Annotated in this window: 18 protein-coding genes; 15 read left to right on the top strand and 3 right to left on the bottom strand. The window is 38.4% G+C overall.

Translation table 11 applies throughout. The features are described from left to right. The first annotated feature begins 425 nt into the window (after positions 1-425). A complete protein-coding gene (locus AB4Z45_RS21815) occupies positions 426-827 on the top strand; it encodes a VOC family protein (protein WP_441911512.1) in 402 nt (133 codons plus the stop codon). A 54-nt stretch (positions 828-881) separates the two neighbouring features. Here the strand turns inward: AB4Z45_RS21815 and AB4Z45_RS21810 are convergent, their stop codons facing one another. Beyond that, positions 882-1,964 (bottom strand): branched-chain amino acid aminotransferase, encoded by a 1,083-nt coding sequence (locus AB4Z45_RS21810; RefSeq protein WP_441911511.1) that lies wholly within the window; start codon positions 1,962-1,964, stop codon positions 882-884. A 119-nt stretch (positions 1,965-2,083) separates the two neighbouring features. Here AB4Z45_RS21810 and AB4Z45_RS21805 point away from each other — a divergent pair, with 119 nt between their 5' ends. From AB4Z45_RS21805 to AB4Z45_RS21740, 14 genes are all read left to right on the top strand, one after another. Further along, entirely contained in the window at positions 2,084-2,980 is an 897-nt protein-coding gene (locus AB4Z45_RS21805; RefSeq protein ID WP_441911510.1) for a LysR family transcriptional regulator, read from the top strand. Between the two features lie 18 nt (positions 2,981-2,998). Beyond that, positions 2,999-4,357 (top strand): UTP--glucose-1-phosphate uridylyltransferase, encoded by a 1,359-nt coding sequence (locus tag AB4Z45_RS21800; protein ID WP_441911509.1) that lies wholly within the window; start codon positions 2,999-3,001, stop codon positions 4,355-4,357. A 372-nt stretch (positions 4,358-4,729) separates the two neighbouring features. Then, a complete protein-coding gene (locus AB4Z45_RS21795; protein WP_441911507.1) occupies positions 4,730-6,061 on the top strand; it encodes a serine hydrolase domain-containing protein in 1,332 nt (443 codons plus the stop codon). After that, complete coding sequence (locus AB4Z45_RS21790) at positions 6,058-6,720, top strand: HAD family hydrolase (protein ID WP_441911506.1); 663 nt, start codon at positions 6,058-6,060, stop codon at positions 6,718-6,720. Before AB4Z45_RS21795 ends, AB4Z45_RS21790 begins: the two co-directional genes overlap by 4 nt. A gap of 15 nt (positions 6,721-6,735) precedes the next feature. After that, positions 6,736-7,125, top strand: a complete 390-nt coding sequence (locus tag AB4Z45_RS21785) for an NUDIX domain-containing protein (RefSeq protein ID WP_076267284.1) — start codon at positions 6,736-6,738, stop codon at positions 7,123-7,125. Positions 7,126-7,346: 221 nt separating this feature from the next. Beyond that, a complete protein-coding gene (pyrE, locus tag AB4Z45_RS21780; protein WP_441911504.1) occupies positions 7,347-7,877 on the top strand; it encodes an orotate phosphoribosyltransferase in 531 nt (176 codons plus the stop codon). 168 nt (positions 7,878-8,045) lie between these two features. Beyond that, on the top strand, positions 8,046-8,798 hold the full coding sequence (locus AB4Z45_RS21775; RefSeq protein ID WP_441911502.1) for a methylenetetrahydrofolate reductase: 753 nt from the start codon (positions 8,046-8,048) through the stop codon (positions 8,796-8,798). A gap of 201 nt (positions 8,799-8,999) precedes the next feature. After that, the gene (locus tag AB4Z45_RS21770) at positions 9,000-10,232 is read left to right on the top strand and encodes a glycosyltransferase family 39 protein (protein WP_441911501.1); all 1,233 of its coding nucleotides are present in this window, start codon (positions 9,000-9,002) and stop codon (positions 10,230-10,232) included. 123 nt (positions 10,233-10,355) lie between these two features. Continuing rightward, positions 10,356-10,667, top strand: a complete 312-nt coding sequence (locus AB4Z45_RS21765; protein ID WP_441911499.1) for a ribonuclease H1 domain-containing protein — start codon at positions 10,356-10,358, stop codon at positions 10,665-10,667. A gap of 517 nt (positions 10,668-11,184) precedes the next feature. Next, the gene (gene rnhC / locus AB4Z45_RS21760) at positions 11,185-12,144 is read left to right on the top strand and encodes a ribonuclease HIII (protein ID WP_441911497.1); all 960 of its coding nucleotides are present in this window, start codon (positions 11,185-11,187) and stop codon (positions 12,142-12,144) included. A gap of 17 nt (positions 12,145-12,161) precedes the next feature. Continuing rightward, positions 12,162-13,451, top strand: coding sequence for a tetratricopeptide repeat protein (locus AB4Z45_RS21755; protein ID WP_441911495.1), 1,290 nt, complete (start codon positions 12,162-12,164; stop codon positions 13,449-13,451). Positions 13,452-13,492: 41 nt separating this feature from the next. Beyond that, positions 13,493-14,572, top strand: coding sequence for a type II toxin-antitoxin system RnlA family toxin (locus tag AB4Z45_RS21750; protein ID WP_441911494.1), 1,080 nt, complete (start codon positions 13,493-13,495; stop codon positions 14,570-14,572). 33 nt (positions 14,573-14,605) lie between these two features. Further along, positions 14,606-14,971 carry a type II toxin-antitoxin system RnlB family antitoxin gene (locus AB4Z45_RS21745; RefSeq protein WP_441911492.1) on the top strand — a complete coding sequence of 122 codons (366 nt, stop codon included), beginning with the start codon at positions 14,606-14,608 and terminating at the stop codon, positions 14,969-14,971. 663 nt (positions 14,972-15,634) lie between these two features. Next, complete coding sequence (locus AB4Z45_RS21740; protein ID WP_441911490.1) at positions 15,635-16,255, top strand: DUF4145 domain-containing protein; 621 nt, start codon at positions 15,635-15,637, stop codon at positions 16,253-16,255. A gap of 293 nt (positions 16,256-16,548) precedes the next feature. Here AB4Z45_RS21740 and AB4Z45_RS21735 read toward each other — a convergent pair whose 3' ends face one another. After that, positions 16,549-17,406: a hypothetical protein gene (locus AB4Z45_RS21735; protein WP_441911488.1), complete on the bottom strand. Its 858-nt coding sequence runs from the start codon at positions 17,404-17,406 to the stop codon at positions 16,549-16,551. A 341-nt stretch (positions 17,407-17,747) separates the two neighbouring features. Further along, the gene (locus AB4Z45_RS21730; protein ID WP_441911487.1) at positions 17,748-18,302 is read right to left on the bottom strand and encodes a helix-turn-helix domain-containing protein; all 555 of its coding nucleotides are present in this window, start codon (positions 18,300-18,302) and stop codon (positions 17,748-17,750) included. Positions 18,303-18,503 lie beyond the last annotated feature (201 nt).

Raw genomic sequence — 18,503 nt, 5'->3', positions numbered from 1 at the left:
GTTAAAGTGGCTTATTTATCTCATATTGAAGGCGAAATTACAAAAAAAAAAATCAGTTGAAAGGAAAATAGAATTGGCTTTATAAGATACAGATTTTGTACTTGCAAAAGTATTGGTTTAATGAGCTATTTCTAATGAACTGATAAATCAGAAAGAGATTCTTTTTCATCATTTATCAATAGATGATTTTATCAAGGATTTTTTTAATAATAAATTTTCAGATGTTGAACCTACAAGAAAAGTAGATGAGCAAGTTATCGCACATATGCTCGAAAGAAGAACTCATAAGAAGAGAGCAAGCAAGAGGAGATAGAAATATTGGACTAGAAGCTTCAGCATCATTTTCTTCAAGGAAAAAAGGAAATATAAACAAATAAGCGAATAAAAATATGGATTATGATGCTATCAAAGGAGTAGAAGCGAAAATGCCTAATCAACTTAGCTCTCTTACCGTATTAATGGTATCCGATTTAGCAAAGTCTCAAAGCTTTTATCGCGATTCACTTGGTTTTAATGTAACCGATTGGTGGGCAGAGCGCGGCGGCTTGCATGGCGTTGCACTTAAGCTATTTCAAGCGGCCGACCCTTCGGATGTAAGGCCGAACCAGCGTCCAGCTGGCGGTGGTTATGCCGTGGATGTACAGGTTTACACAGAAACATGGGCACAATTGGATGCGCTGTACGAGGAGTTCCGCAGTAAAAATGTTATCATTTCCGTGGAGCCAATCATTTATGCAGATGGAGGACCATGGAAAGAGTTCGTCATCGAGGACCCGGATGGCTACCACTTTGCATTCGGCGGAACAGATGGCAACCCAGGCAACTAATATAGTGAAAAAAGCTGCCAATCAATGGATTCGGCAGCCTTTTATTAAAATAAGCTAGACGTTAACAGGAGTAGCCTCTACCATCCAGTCAAATGGATCTGCAATTTTGCCCATTTGAATGCCCGTTAGCGTATCGTAAAGCTTCTTGGAGATTTGGCCTGTCTGGCCTCCATTGATGACGAGAACATCATCCTGCCAGTTCAGTCCTCCAATAGGAGAAATAACAGCAGCTGTACCTGTTCCGAAAGCTTCCTCTAATGCGCCGCTGCGGCCAGCCTCATACAGCTCTTCGATCGTAATCGGACGCTCGACAACTTCAATATTCCAATGACGGAGCATATGAATGATGGAATTGCGAGTCACCCCATCGAGAATACTGCCGTTTAGTGCAGGCGTATGAACAACGCCGTTGATTTTGAAGAAAACGTTCATGCTGCCGACTTCTTCAATATATTTGCGATGTACGCCATCGAGCCATAGCACCTGAGAATAGCCTTTCTCTTTAGCAAGCTCCTGCGCTTTCAGACCAGCAGCATAGTTGCCAGCAGTCTTCGCTTCGCCAACGCCGCCCTTAACGGAACGAACATATTCGGACTCAACGAAGATTTTTACCGGGTTTACGCCTTCTGTGTAGTAAGCGCCTACCGGCGACATAATGATGATGAATTTATACTCTGTAGACGGTGCTACACCAAGCTGAGGTTGAGTAGCTATGACGAAAGGACGAATATAAAGCGACGTGCTAGGTGCAGTTGGAATCCAGTCCTTATCAACTGAAATAAGCTGCTTTAAAGCTTCAATGGTTGAATCGATATCGAGCTCAGGCACGCTGAGACGCTCGTTAGAGCGATTCATTCGTTGTATGTTTTTTTGAGGTCTGAACAGCAGTACGCGACCATCGTCGGTTTTATACGCTTTCAAGCCTTCAAAGATCGTTTGTCCATAATGAAACACTTTAGCTGCAGGGTCTAATACGATCGGTTGGTAAGGCAGAATACGCGGCTTGTGCCAGCCGTTGTCCGTCGAATAATCCATAATAAACATATGGTCCGTAAAATGATTGCCGAACCCAAGCTGGTCCACTTCTGGTTGTTGTTTCTTGTTTTTGGTTAACTCGATTTCCAATGATTGTAGCAAATGGCCCATCTCCCTTTATTGATCGTTAATTGAATGCTATCACTTCATGCGATATATTTAAAATATCTATTTTATTGAATGTCCATACCTTTAGGGTATGAACGGACGGAGTGATCGAATTGGACATGCGGCAGCTTAAATACTTCTTAACTATAGCACAAGAGGGACAGGTTACGCGCGCTGCAAAGCTGCTTAATATGGAACAGCCGCCTCTTAGCAGGCAATTGAAGCAAATGGAAGAGGAGCTTGGCGTCAAGCTGTTTGAGCGAAACGGCAAAGGGTTGATTTTGACCGATTCAGGAGAGCTGCTCAAGAAGAAGGCGGAGTCGCTGCTCTTGCAATTTGATGAATCCCTCAGAGAGGTAAAGGGGATGGAGGAGGGGGTTCGCGGAGTCCTGTCGATCGGGTCCGTTGTTTCCTGCATTTCCTTATTGCCCAAAAATATTGAGCTGTTCAGAGAAAAATATCCTCAAGTTACGTTTAAAATATCGGAGGGCGATCACTTCTATCTAGGTGAACAGCTGGAGAAGAGGGCCATAGATTTAGTTATCGCTCGGCTGCCGTTTGAGGCACAGAAGCATCCGCAGCAATACTCCATTATGCCGCTGCCATCAGATCCGTTTGTCGCCGTTATTCCAAGCTCATGGACGGAATATGCAGGAAAAGAAGCACTGTGTATGAAGGAGCTTGCCCAGTTTCCGTTTCTCACCTTGAAGACGGATCGAACGACTCGCATGCATGAGCAGGTCGTGAACGAGTGCAAACGGCACGGCTTCGTTCCTAATATTATATGCGAATGCTCTAGCGTCGCCATTATTATGTCCCTTATCGCTTGCGGCATTGGGGCAACCGTATTTCCGAAATCGGTTATGTCTTCTTTTCCAAGCACCGTCGTCAAAATGCTCAACATTGAGGATGCGGACTTTCAGTCGGGCGTCGGCATTCTGTGGCTGAAGGATCATTATTTGCCCAAGCGCGCGCAGCAATTTATTGAAAGCTTTCGTACTGAAGTGTAATAAAGGAGGAGAAAACACTTGGATCAGCTACCTATAAGATTAGCGGAAGCCAAGCTTCGTATGTATGAGCAGCAGCATGTTCTGGAGATGCTTGCAAACCTGCCGGAGCAGGATAAAAACAAGCTGGCTGCGCAAATTTTAGAAATTGATTTTGAGCGGATAGCCAAAGCTTTAGCTGGCCGCAGCGAAACTAAGAAGCTGAACAACGATACGATATCTTCGATACCTTTTGAAGATTGGGAAGATTTTGATCAGGGAGAAAAAGCGGCATATACCGAAAAGGGCTGGGAGCTGCTGCGAGCTGGAAAAGCTGGAGTTATCGTTGTTGCTGGCGGGCAGGGCAGCAGGCTTGACCATGATGGGCCTAAGGGTACGCTGGATATTGGACTTCCATCCCATAAATCTTTATTTCAGCTTCAAGCAGAACGGCTGCTGTATTTATCGAGAAAAGCCGGCAAGTCTATCCCATGGTATATCATGACTAGCCCCGATAATCATGAAGCAACGAAGGCATTTTTTCATTCCTTGCAATACTTTGGTTATCCATCAAAGGACTGTTTCTTCTTCCAGCAAAATACGATGCCTGCGCTCGATCATGACGGTAAGCTGCTGTTATCGGAGGACGGAACACTTATGCTGGCCCCAAGCGGCAATGGCGAATGTTTCGCGTCGCTAAAACGCACAGGAGCTATTGCTGATATGAAACAAAGAGGTTTAGAGTGGCTGTTTTATTATAATGTAGACAATGCGCTTATAAAGGTCGCAGACCCTGCTTTTATTGGACTAGCTGCGTCACGCAATCAGATGGTTGCAACAAAGGTTATCGAAAAAACGGATGTTGACGAGAAAATCGGGGTTTTATGTTTGAAAAATGATCGTCCGGCCGTGCTCGAGTATAACGAAATTCCGTCATTCATCAAGGATAAAAGAACGAATGACGGACGATTGTTTTATAGCTTAGGGCATATATCTATCCATTTATTTAAGCTGAACTTCATAGAAGAGCATGCAGATACGGATATTCCTTTCCATGTTGCCTCCAAAAAGATGAAATACATGGACGCCGAAGGAAGCATCATCACACCTACGGAGCCAAACGCCTATAAGCTCGAACGCTTTATTTTTGATTTTTTTCCATTGGCCGATGAAGTGACTGTTGTGCAGGGGACCCGTGAAGAGGAATTCGCTCCAGTCAAAAATAAATCGGGTGAAGACAGTCCGCTTAGTGCACGCAAGCTCGTTCAGTCGCTTCATCGAAGCTGGCTGCGCACCGTTGGTGTGTCTGAAGAGCAGCTGCAAGGTCGTGATATTGAAATTTCGCCATTAATTTCGTATAACGGCGAAGGCTTGAAAGCGGAAGATTGGAGCTCTGACTGATCGCTAACGAACTCCAGAGTCGCTATATAATCAAATTAGACTCATTTTGGTATGTAACGAATCCCACTGGCGCTATTTAACCTTGTGGCTGCATATTTTGAGGCCATTTTGCTGAATAGCGTTACTAGAGTTCGTTAGAATTTAGAAAACGGTCATTTGTTCGAAATAACGTCTCCTGAGTTCGTTACATGTTTTGAAACCATTCAAGCACCAGTACAGTCGAAATATAGGGCTGCGTTTACTTATTGTATAAAAAGATATCAACAAGGGAAATGTTTACATTACGAACGTGTGTACGGTATTATTGAGGTGGCTGATTATTCATGTTTATTAGCTAATAGAATAGACTTCTTTCTAAAGGGAGATGATCTGATGAATACAGAACACGTAACATCTACCGATCAATTGCAACAAAAACTAGACAATCATTGCAATTGTCTAGCTAAGCTAGGTTATCTTAACGGTTGTGTATTGGTTGCATCCGAGGGACGAATCATCTTAAACAAGGGCTATGGGATGGCAAGCTTTGAGCTTGATGTTCCGAATGACCCGCAGACGAAATTCCGTATTGGCTCGATTACCAAACAATTTACGGCAGCAGCAATCGTTATGATGCATGAACTGAAGCTTTTGAACGTAGAAGACCCGATCTCCGAGTACCTCCCCAGCTACCCAAATGGCGATAAAATTACGATTCATCACTTGCTAACACATACATCAGGAATTCCGAACTACACAGGCCTAGAGGATTTTGTACCAAAGATGAGGCTTGTTTCTTCTACAGACGACCTCATTGCCAGATTTGCAGACAAGCCCTTGTTGTTTGAAACGGGGGAGAAGTTTGATTACAGCAATTCAGGTTATGTGCTTCTTACAGCAATTATCGAGAAAATATCTGGACGCACATACGAGGACTATATCTACCATGCCATATTGAAGCCGCTCGGAATGATAAATACCGGTTATGATCATGCTAAGAAAATATTGAAAAACCGTGCATCCGGCTACGAGGTTTGGGGTGAAGTAGTGAATGCAGAGTTCCTTGAAATGACCATTCCATCCGGCGCTGGAGGCATGTATTCGACCGTTGAGGACCTTTATATTTGGGGACTGGCGCTGCATTCACATAGGCAGATCAGCGAGAAGGCTTATGCGAGCATGACGACACCTTTCAAAGATACATATGGCTACGGATTATTTATATATGAGGAAGAAATTATGGGCAGCCTCAGGAAAGTTATCGGCCATGGCGGGGGCATTAATGGTTTCTTAACCGAAATGAGGCATTATAAAAAAGAAGATGTAACGGTAATCGTTTTATCCAATCTAATAACGACGCAGGTAGGACCGATTAGTCAGCAGCTGGCGCGGCTTGTTTTGGGCGAGGAAGTGCAGCTTCCGATATCGCATACGCCAATCAAGCTGGAAATTAATCAGTATAACAATCTCGTTGGCAGCTATGATGTGGAAGGGGAGACAGGCTCGCCATTAATCATTTCACAAGAGCAAGAGAAGTTTTATCTCACCCAAAATACGTGGTTTAAATTTGAGCTATGTCCTTATTCCGCATTAGAGGGAGAACTGCTGTTTTTCTTGAATGGAATGGACGGAAAGATAACTTATACCGATACCGGATCTGTACCAGAAATAACGGTTCAGCTGTTTGGCGGTGTCAAAAAAGCAGTGAAGAGCGTTAAGTCATGATTCAAGCCGTTATTTTTGATTTAGACGGTACGCTGCTGGATCGTGATCGTTCCTTATTGAAGTTCGTAGAGGAGCAATTCGAGAGATTGATTAGACCGAACGTCGAGGTGGATAAAGAGAGTTATATTAAAAGGTTCATAGCATTAGACAGTCGTGGCTATGTTTGGAAGGACAAAGTATATCAAGAGCTCATACGAGAGTTTGAGCTTAGGCTGGACTGGAATGAGCTGTTAGACGACTATAAGATAGGTTTCTCAAATCATGCGGTTTCATTTCCTAATATGATTGAACTGCTCGATAGCCTTAAGGAGAAAGGCTATAAGCTGGCGATGATTACGAACGGATTCGGCGACTTTCAAGCGAGCAATATTCAGGCACTCCAAATCGCTCATTATTTTGATGAAATTCTTATTTCGGAGCGGGAGGGCCTCCGCAAGCCTGATCCCGCTATATTCCTGCGAGCTGCGGAAAAACTGAATGTGGCGACAGAGGCATGTGTTTATGTTGGAGACCATCCAGTCAATGACATCACTGCGAGCAAAGCGACAGGCATGAAGGGAATATGGAAGGAAGACAACTATTATACGGAGTCATTTGAGTATGACGCGAAGGTGAAGGACTTAATAGAAATTAGACATCTAGTTGAACAATGGAAATAACGGAGGAAAACTAAAATGGAGCTAAGGCCGAGGGTTTGTGCGGCAATTATTCGTAATGAGAAAATTCTGATGGTCTTTCAAGATCATCCCCTCGAGAATCGGAGCTTCTGGACATTGCCCGGCGGTGGCGTAGAAGCTGGGGAAACGAATGAGGAAGCAGTTATTCGTGAGGTTAAGGAAGAAGTCTGTCTAAATGGCAAAGCGGAAAGACTATTATTTGAAGCGGAATATTCATTAGGGCCGGATTATTGCTACCTTGTTACCGTTGATGCGAAGGAAGAGGCACAGCTTGGAGTAGACCCTGAGCTCTCTGCTGATGAGCAGGTATTGAAAGGAATCGCATGGTTTACATTAGAGGAAAAGAAAAACGATCTGCAGGTGTCTAGAGTCATTGCTTGTTTATAGCTCTTTTCGCCATCTATGAAAAATTAGTTGTAAAATGGTGAATTCACCTTTACAATAATAGGAATGACTGGAAGGGGTGGGAGTATGAAGACGATGATAGAGGCGCTTCGGGAAAGACCTCGATTATCATTTTTATATTTCCATTCTTATATGAAACACTAAAGCGATTGCTGCTTTAGTGTTTTTTTTTATACTTAAAAACGCGAAGGAGTGTTTTAGAAATGATGAGAGAACAATTGGCGAAAGCAATCTATGAAGCAGCCTATTTAGAGGGAGAGTTTAAGCTGCGTTCAGGTCAAACTTCGAATCACTATTTTGATAAATACTTATTTGAGTCCAATCCTAAGCTATTGGCTGAAATTGCAGAGAAACTGGCTCCTTTTGTACCCAGCGATACCGAAGTATTGGCGGGGCTCGAAATGGGCGGCATTCCGATTGCAACAGCTCTTTCGCTGAAAACAGGCATTCCTGCCGCATTTGTAAGGAAAGAAGCAAAGAAATATGGCACCTGTAAGCTTGCTGAAGGAGTAGACATAGCAGGGAAAAAGGTCTGTATTATTGAAGATGTGGTTACAACAGGAGGACAAATTCTTATCAGCACGGATGATCTGAGGAAATATGGGGCTGAGATCAAGTCGGTTATGTCGGTTATTGAACGAGAGCCGCTGGGCAGGAAGAATCTCGAAGAGGCGGGATTAACCTACATTTCTTTATTCCATATCGATGAGCTGTTGCAAGCTTCGACTAAGTAATACTTAGTAATTCCAGAGGAACTAGTACCCTTCATAAGAGAAAATGATAGCAAGCTGCTATTAAATTGATTGGTAATTTGAATTAAAATTCGTTAATATGTATTAATATGCAAAAATCTTGACGAGCATGGATTCTATTCATTCTATATAGAGTAAGGGGCTTATGAGGTGAGAATTTCATTAGAGCTGGTTCCAAGAGACGAGGCCCAGCTGAAGGCGGAGCTGGATTTAATTAAAACACAGTTTCCTGCTATCAATACAATTAATATTCCTGATTTGACAAGGTTCGAGCTGCGCAGCTGGGAGGCATCCTGCATTTGCAAACCTCTATATGAGTCTAGCATTCCCCATATCCGGGCCATGGACTTCGACTGTGTAGAACCGCTGCAATTCATAGAACGCTTAGACAAACATAACATTACTGAGGTGCTCGTCGTAACCGGCGATGTTCCAAAAAATAGCGAGAAGGTTGTTTATCCGACGACTTGTTTAGACTTGATTGCCAAGATCAAGAAGGATTACCCCCATATTAAGGTGTATTCAGCGATAGATCCTTATCGTGGCAGCATGGACGAGGAATATGAGTATGTACAAAAGAAGCTTGAAGCGGGAGCAGACGGTTTCTTCACGCAGCCATTTTTTGACCTGAGCTTGATGGAGCAGTATTCAGATATGGTGAAGGGCTCCGAAATTTTCTGGGGCGTATCGCCGGTCGTATCGGACAAATCGCAAAAATATTGGGAAACAAGAAATCATGTTGTATTCCCAGCTGATTTTCAACCGACGCTTGAGTGGAATATCGATTTTGCGAGGCAAGCATTAGCGTTTACGAAGAAGACGAACAGCCATATTTATTTTATGCCGATAAAAGTTGATTTGCGGGCTTATTTTGATGGAATCTTCAGTAAAGTACTCGTATAAAGTAAAATGCGAATGGAAAACAAATGACGGCTGTCTCCAAAGGCAACATGCCAAGAGGAGCAGTCTTTTTTTGTGTTTTTATGAAAAAAACTTCATTGGCTGCAAGATTAGAATAATGCTACAATCGTTCAAGTGTGGTCATTTGGAAATGTAAGGAAGTTCAGATATCGTACAATATATTAAAAAAGGGTTGAACACGATATGGCTATCAGAGCCAAAACGGTCATTTTCACTATATTGCTTGTGCTAGGCTTGCTGCTTCGCTGCTATTATACGGATTGGGATAAAAAGCTGACGGGTGACGAGGTTGGCTATAATAAAATGGTGCTGCAGCTGCTTCACGAGGGCGTTTACGGATATGCGCCATATGCTTATTCAGAAAAACCTAATGCGTTTACAACGCCAGGTTATCCTCTTTTTTTGGCTGGCTGTTATGCCGTATTTGGATATGCGGGAGATCGTCCCCCAGTCGTACAAATTCAGGCGCTGCAAATATTGATTCAGCTTATATGCGCAGTTATCATGTATAGGATTGCGAGACGAATGTTTGCGCATACGGGCATTAGTCTGTTGATAATGGCTTGTTATTTATTGCATCCCACGTTTATTTTATCGCCAATGTATCTTTTAACAGAAACGTTATACGGTTTATTTTTTCTATTGTTTATTTATCTTTTAGTGAGGTGTGCACAGGAGACAAAGCTTAGATGGTTTCTATCACTAGGAGTAGTCTTCGGCATTTGTGTACTGATTCGTCCAACGATCGTTCCCTTTATTGTAGTTTTGCTAGCTGGTGTAGCGGTATACGGCAGAAAACATGGAATGGCAGCTGTGCTAAAAGCGATCTCCGTGATTACGATTGGATTTGCTGCAACGATGCTGCCCTGGTGGATTCGCAATTGGATGACCTTAGATAAGATGCTGTTGCTCGCGGAGCAGACGGGAAATCCGTTGTTATGGGGCTCTTATCCTTTTGAACGGAGTCCTCATGTTGACGTTAAACAAGATCCCGCGGAAATGGGGAGAATAGCTTATGAGCGAATCATCAGTGGTTTCCGCAATGAATTTTTCACTTACCTGAGCTGGTACAGCTGGGGCAAGCTGCTAATTTATATTAGTGAGATTTTTCCGGGTTTAGGATATATAACAGTAAATAAGCTATTGTCCAAGCTGATAACCATTTTGCATATGATCGTTATGGTCATTGGTTTGGGTGGACTCATGAAGATCATTATCCTTGAAAGAAGAAATGCGATGTATATGATGATTGCATTGCTCGCCGTGTTTAGCATACTGCTGTATCTTCCCTTCTCGCCTACGCCAAGATATTTTTATCCGACGATTCCGCTTTGTTTCTTGGGACTGGGATATTTGCTTTCATGCACCATAACGTCTAAGGGCAGACCAATTAAAAATGAAGGTAATCGAGCATAGTTGCTTTAAGGCAAGGACGTTTTATAATAGATAGAACTAAATGTAATATAGCGTTTTATTCGAATATAAGCAGTTGGAAATAAAGTATGAATAAGGACTTTAACAAAGGTGGTATTTTGGTCAATGGCAAAAGGAAAATATTATGTCGTCTGGGTTGGCAAGAAAACAGGGATATATACTTCATGGCCCGAGTGCCAAGCGCAGGTTAGCGGAGTACAGGATGCGAAGTTTAAATCTTTCGAGACGAAGCAGCTGGCGGAAAAAGCTTTCCAAGATGGCTGGCGCAGTCATTGGGGGACAGGCTCAGGCAAAGCTGCTGCTTCGAGCGCAAAAACAGGGAGCAGCGTAAAGCAGCCTGTACTGCTACAGGAAGAAACGGCTTCTATTGACTATGATAGTATTTCTGTTGACGTGGGTTTATGGTTACTAAAATAAGTGTACAGAGTTAATAGAATCAAAGAATACTTTGGTTCTTTTTTTATACAGCGATATAGTTTATGGTGACTATTATTTTTGTCCATAAATTTAGACGGTGTTCAGAGTAGAATGTAGCAATAACATTGGAAAGTGAGATTAATGTTGAATAAATAGAATGGAGCCTTAGTGTGGGGGGGCTCTGGGGAAATTGATACGAAATATTTCATCTCCGTTTAATAAATCTAAATAAGAAAAGGGTATTTGGGAATAATTAAAGTGATAGAAAAAAAGTGTAAAACACGATTAGATATCTTATAAAGAAGTAAGCTCTATATTAAGGAGATGTTCAGTAAAGAAGTACACATACGGGAGATGAAAATTGGAGTCGAATAATATCAATTCTGTAATCATCGTTGGTAAAGTCCTAATATTATTGTTATATTAATAGCAGATATATGCTACAATTAAGCAACAAAATTTTACAAAATTATTGCAATTAAAATGAAAGCAAATAAACTTTCAGTAGGAGCGTCTGATGATTACTGGTAAAGACAAATTTGAGCTTTTTAATAACTTTAAAACCTTTGCAGAATCATATGGATATATAGTGAAAGATATAAAAGAAATCAGTTACGGCCTCCAGTTCGATTTATCATTAAACAAAAAGAATGGGGTCATACGGATTTATGAAGGAAAAAAAGGTGTAAGATTTGATTTTTCTCAACTAAAAGATTCGGATTTTCTTTCAACGATAGAAAGTTTAATATCTTCAAATGGTCAAATCGAAGTTACAAAGTCACCCACTACAAAAGCAAATAAAACCACTAAAGCCACAAAATCTAGCAAACCTCCATTATCTTCAGAAGAATTCCCCGAAGAAATAATTGGTATCGATGAATCAGGTAAAGGTGATTATTTTGGTCCATTAGTAATAGCTGGCGTGTTTGTTTCCAAGGGGAATGTAGAATACCTCAAACAAATAGGTGTGATGGATAGTAAAAAGTTATCTGACAAGCAAATTGCTGAGTTATCGGTGAAAATTAAAAAGCTTTGCCCTTATACAATAGTAACAATAGGAAATAAAAAATATAATGAGCTTTACGATAAAATTAACAATCTAAACAAGCTTTTAGCATGGGGACATGCTAGGGCAATTGAAAACTTGATAGAGAAAACGGCTTGTCAGTTTGCTCTTTCCGACCAATTTGGCGATGAGGGCCTTATCAAGAAAGCTTTACTAGACAAAGGGAAAACCATTACCTTATATCAAAGGCATAAAGCTGAAGAAATTATTTCTGTTGCAGCAGCCAGCATTCTTGCGAGAAATGAATTTGTTAGCCGATTAACTATACTCTCTAATGAGTATAAGTTAAAGTTGCCAAAAGGAGCTTCAACACAAACGGTTCAAGCAGCAAAACAGTTTGTTTTTGAACATGGGAAACAAGAACTAATAAACATTGCCAAATTGCATTTTAAAACCACAGGACAATTATAATAGTAAAAGGTGATGTAATGAACACTGTGTATCAACAAAAGGAACAGGCAAACTCCTTAAGAAAATTGGGCAATGTGGAAGAAGCATTGCCTATTTACAAAGAATTGTGGAATAGTTCTAAGGACAAATTTGATGCAGCCGGATACTTACATTGTCTTCGCAAGTTAAAGAAATACGAAGATGCTTTTCTTTTAGCAAACGAATGTGAAAAAATCTTTGTTGACTTTAAATGGTGTCGAGATGAAATCATTTGGACCTATATAGGTTATTTAAAACAAGTTAAAGAAAATGAGGCTATAACTAACACCCTTTCTATAGCATACAAAATAATGAATCTAGACCCAGAAGACCAACAAAAAAACACAACAGTGTTAGCCGTGCTTAAAAAGGCTAAACAATTCAAGAAGTGGAACATTGCGGTCCAATGGGTCGATAAAATAAATCCCGATTCTTTAGATAAAAAAACTATGATAGATGAAAAGGGACGCCCAGGTTGGAGCTATCACTTACTATGGCATCAACATAAGGTTCGTTGTCTGATTCTCCAAGAAAAATATCATGAAGCCATTCAATTGGTAGGAGACATTATAAGCCAAGCAAATCAGCAAGCAAAGTTTTTTAGAAGCTTAGAAGCCCATGCTTATGCAAAATTGGGTGATACAGCTAAGGCAATTGAAATCCTAGAGGAACTTTGCAGGAACAAAAGGGTAGAATGGTGGATTGCGAACCAACACGCGACAATTTTAAAAAACGCTGGTGAAAGAGAAAAAGCTCTTGAAAAGATGTACTTGGCTGCAACACTTTCTTTCAAACTAGAAAGCATAGTTACTATGCTATATGAAATCGCAATTTTGTGTAAAGAATTAAATAGAATGGAAGAATCGTACTATCATCTAATGTTATATAAGTTTATAAGGGAAAACAATAAATGGGCAGTAAAAGAAGATGTAGAACAGCTCATTATTGATACCAGTACTGGGCTTCCCAATACAAAAAGTATAAATTATAAATTTGTTCTTACACAATGTAGAGCATATTGGGCAACGGGCTTTAATAGTTTAAAAGATGTTATAGATGTTAAAAGAAAGAATCAACTGAGAAAAGCATTAAAAGGGGACCTTATACAAGTAAAAGAAGATAAACCATTCTGCTTTATAAAAAGTCAGGAAGAATCATTCTTCTGTTATAAATCTGATATTAAGGGTGAGCCGAAGGAAGGCATTAGAGTGAGGTTTGATGTTATTCCAACTTTTGATAAGAAGAAACAGAAAGAGTCCTGGAAAGCTATTAATATTGTTTTAATATAAGCAATCTTATTTTAATTTCACAGTTTGAGGAGAATGAGCAAATGAGTAAAGGAACCTATAAAGGATTGCATGTAGATAAGGAAAAGCTTCCTGACTGGATAACGGAATTTGCTGATGCTAATTTTTCAACTAGTGAGGTCTCGGACATAAACCTAATAAGTGGTACGCAACATAGATGTATTATTAAAGGTGATGAGAAAGAAGTTTCTCTAGATTTCTATTTTAGCAAAGGAAAGACTACAATGCTTCCAGTAGGGAAAAATAAAGATATTAGCATAAAACTTGCTGATTTTATCATGAATAAAATTGAATATAAAAATGCCGATATAAAGAGTAAGTCACATTCCATTAAGTCAGTTGAAAAGGAAGCTTTTCAAGAGTTAATTGAATATCTCACTCAATTACAAGGAATTGGTTTAATTAAAGAAAAAAGAAATGAAGTAAACAAAAGTCGAATGCTACAATTTTCTAGTAATATTGGAGACAAAATCACCCTGGTGTATTTTGATAACAAAACTCTGCAAATACAGGGTAAACCGATGTATCTGTATCACGAAGTTACTATTTTCCTTTCGGCATTCATTGATTTTGACCAAGTTATTGCAAACCAGAACGAACATCTAGATGTTAAAGTAACTGCTTTGGAAGTTCGGAACGAAATGAAGGAATTATTGCCTTGTGCCTATAATATCTTAGATGATAATCTTAAAAAGATATTAGCCGGTTCTTTAATGCTGCAAAAGGTGGATATGCCATTTGAAGATTATTCTCCGATAGTATTTCCGGCTTTAAAAGTGTTAGAGGGCTATTTAAAGGGTATATTAAGGAATAAGGGGATAATTGTTGGAAAAGAAGGTTTTGGAGGTACATTTCAACCAAATGGGCCAAAACATGTTTTAAACTTAAGAAATAAGAACATAATTAATGATGGTGTAACGACTTCTGTAGTAGAAGCATTGTATGATTATTATAAAAAGAATAGGCATGTGTTATTCCACGTTAGTGCGATTGATGCGGATACCAAAATAATTGAGACTAAGCAGGAAGCTGACCTGATTATTTCAGATGTTTTATCATTAATTGAAACAACTCACATGGACTTACAATCTGTTTCCAAATGATAAAATTCCTTTTCATTAAAAAGGTGCGATTACATGTTAAAAAACTATGAAATTCAAAAAAGCGGAAATAATGAAGGGTATCCATTTATAATTTTTTCCACATCTTATATGAGCCCGATTGATGATATTATATGTATTGAACATGACTTACAATCCCAATATAAAGGGAAGGTTCTTTTTGACCTTCTTCTATCAAATGGGGTGTCATCGAACCGGTTTGTGGAAGCTGAATTTAATGGAGAACACTTTGATTATTCTTCCTTCAAAACACTAAGAAGTGTTTGTATAGCAATTAAGAAGGAGTCGACAGAATTCTATAAAAACCATACTGATTTCTTAGAAAACAGCACATTGCCAAATGCATATCAATACTTAATCAAAAAAGGCAAGGTGTTGTAAATAAAAGAATATATTAACTTGAGTAATCAAATATTGATTACTCATTTTTTTTTGATATAGAATTATTATCTTATATTATATATGACTATTTTTTGCGCTTGCTTAAGTGTGATGGTTTAGAGAAATCTTTAGATTTTTGTTCAGAAGTCACGGCATGTGCCGATTCAAAAACACATTAAATTCGATTTAGAAAATCAATTGTACCAATAAGCCATAAATTACGTTACAGAAGCTTTATAATGCGGATATGTTGGTTTTGTTCTAGTGTAGTGATTGCAGCCGGTAGAGCCTGTGCTGTAGCCGTCGGAATACTAATTTCATCTACAGCTGAGGAATATACAAATATTAAACTCCGCCAATACTGGTTCATTTTCTAGATTGTTATCGAGGTATAGTTTTCAGCGAGTTCAATGAATATAAAAGGAGCAACCACATCTGTTCCATTCAATTTTTCTCTGTTTGTAAATTTATTTGACTTGATTAAATCATTCCTATACTTCGTTTAACAGTTTGAAGTTTTTAGCTAGGGAGAAAGCTTTTCATAGAGGCAATTTACTTGTGCTATTATTATAATATAGCAATGCTTTTATTAAATGTGGGGGAGGTTTTACTATTTTTTGTCCTTATTGTTCTAAGAGCATACATTTTGACAGTGAAAATGATATGGCATTTCCTGCTGACGAAGACTATGAAAAGGGAATAGGTTTCTCTGCTGGTTTCTGCCCAGCGTGTAGTGAACTTATTCTAATTTATCAAGAAGGGGAGTACTATGTCTCTTCTCAAGGTAATATTACATCAATTCATAATCCGACCGTAGTAAAGCTTGTATATCCACTAGGAAAAGTCACAAAAACATTATCTGATGAAGTTCCAGCAATGTTTAGAAGTGATTATGATGAGGCCGTACTAGTACTTCCGATAAGTTGTAAGGCTAGTGCTGCGTTAAGTCGAAGATGTTTACAGAATTTTTTACACAACAAATTAAACATAAGAAAAAAAAACTTAGCTCATGAAATAGATGAATTCTTAGCGACCCAACAAGTGCCTACTGTTATTTTAGATGCGGTAGATGCTGTTCGAAATATAGGTAACTTTGCTGCGCATCCTTTGAAGAATACAAATACTGGGGAAATAGTTGATGTCGAACCAGGTGAAGCTGAATGGCTTCTTGAAGTGCTCGATTTATTATTTGATTTTTATTTCATTCAGCCTAAAAAATTGGAAGAACGGAAAACAGCATTAAACGCTAAATTAAAAGGACTAGGTAAACCGATTATGAAATAAAAAAAATAATACTTTATTGAGATTGATGTTAACCAATATCTTTAAAAAAGTCACAGGGTAATCATGATTGACCTATTAGAGACACTTAAAGACACAGCGGTTGTTCAAGGTACCTCTATAAGGTCCTAGACAACCGCTGCTTGTTTTAATTATCGGTTAACATTATTTTAAATTCTCTGATGTATTCGTCTGATTCTCATTCGTCTAGATGTATCTAACGGACATTGGATGAATGCCCGAAGTGAATGTGGTATTACTCTGGAGGTCGAGATAATCTTTGAAATACTTTTAATCTATAATTTAGTTGTAATCAGAACACCAATTTCGCTTATTTTCAGCTCAATATTATTAAGAGTTTCATCAATTTTTTGGAAATAAAAATTATTTTCATATAACCCGTTCCATACTTCATGTTTTTTATTTCCATACACGGTGGTCTGTAATAGTAATTCTGAGTACTCATTTTGATATTGCCTTAATAACTCGATTTCTGTAATTGTCTTCTCTTCCTTCTCCTTCAATAAATCTATCATTTTATCCACTTCATCTTGACGTATCCATTTACGTTTTAAATCAAAATATAAGGTATTAAAAACACTATCAAACTTATTTAATGTTTCAATAATATTAGTCTGAAATATAATATCGTTAATGAAATGTGCTTCATTAAAAGTATCTTGATTTAACATGTCTAGGAAGTGAAGCTGAGTATATCTATTTTCTGACATTATACCTTGCAAAAATAAATTTCCGTTTAAATTACTAGAGATTTCGTTAGGAATGCTTAAGTCTTTTCCTGCTTCTTTCAATCCATCAGCAACACGTTTAATTGATATCAAATTTTCTTTAATTTTAATAATTTCTAACTTTATTTTTGTAAGGTGAGGTAGTTGTGCTATTTCCCTATTAATTCGATTCTCTTCTTTTTGAGAATTAATTTGTACTCTAGTGATAATTAAAGCAACGACACCACCTATTATTCCGCCTGAGTAGTTGCTTAAAAATCCCATCCAATCAGAAAGATTACCTGATAAGCCAGGCATCTTCCAAGAAAATAGAATATAGTTCAGGAATAAAGGCACTAATAATACAAGAATAATCATTGAGGTAACGGGATTATTATTTACGAATTTTGTAGTGTTCTTAATCATTATATTCTCCTTATTCTAAATTCGATTACGATAACACTTTGGTATCTAGGGGAACTCAAATCGGGTCCGCATTCACCGGTTAGGAGCATCTCTGAAATTAAATTGCTGTTGGTACCTATAAATCCCTCATCCAAATTCGATTCGTAAGGCTCATTTATTACTTTTGCGATTTTTGATTTTGTATCTCATTCATTCGGCGTATATGCTCATCGTCAAACTTATTACTACATATTGTTTCTTCCGGATTGTTCCTCACAAAGTTTCAGATGAAATCATGCTTTATAAAGTTTAAATGAGTACTAAAACTTACATATCTTCTCTAGAAAAATTAGACCGATAAATTAAAGCTTCAATAATGCATTCAGTATTACTTTGAATTCTTCCCAAGGTAATCCTGATTCTCTTGCTTTTGATAACGTGCCAGAAAGTTCAATATCTGGATTTACAAGAATTTTCAGTGCTTGCCCACGAATATATTCTGCTAATTCGCTTGAATAGAATTCAGTAGAACTTTGTATTTCATTATTACTAAAAAAACAAATCGTATCAATAAGCTTGATTTCTTGAGAAACCTCCAATATCAATCCCCATTGTACTTCACTTCCTTTAGTGCTTTTGGACTCTCCAATAACAATAAAATTAATATCATCGTTGAAACTTAAGCAAATTTCTATTTTATGCGTAAATAAGAATGTTTCTGGATTGGTGACTAACTTAGCAACGTCGATTTCCAAAGCTTCAGCAATTTTTAAAATTAATTTAAAAGTGGGGTCACGTTTTCCATTTTCGATTTCACTAATACTAGAGATGCTTGAACTAGATTTATCCGCTAATTGTTGAATTGTTAATCCCTTTTCTTTCCTAAAAGTTCGTACGTTTTGTCCTAAATAATTCATAAGTTACTCCTGTTCTCATAAATATCCATTCTCATTATAATCTTACTGTATATAAAAATCAATTTCTTGATAATATAAAATTTCTGTATATGATAAATTAACGACTTGAAAAAAGAAAAAAATTTGATATACTTACTCCAGTGGTGATAGTAAAAGATAGTAAGATACTTGGAAATATCAATTTTAAAGAAAAATGGTGAT

The organism is Paenibacillus sp. MCAF9 (genome assembly GCF_052114265.1).
GTDB lineage: Bacteria > Bacillota > Bacilli > Paenibacillales > Paenibacillaceae > Pristimantibacillus.
This window is presented reverse-complemented; position numbering and strand designations above follow the sequence as displayed.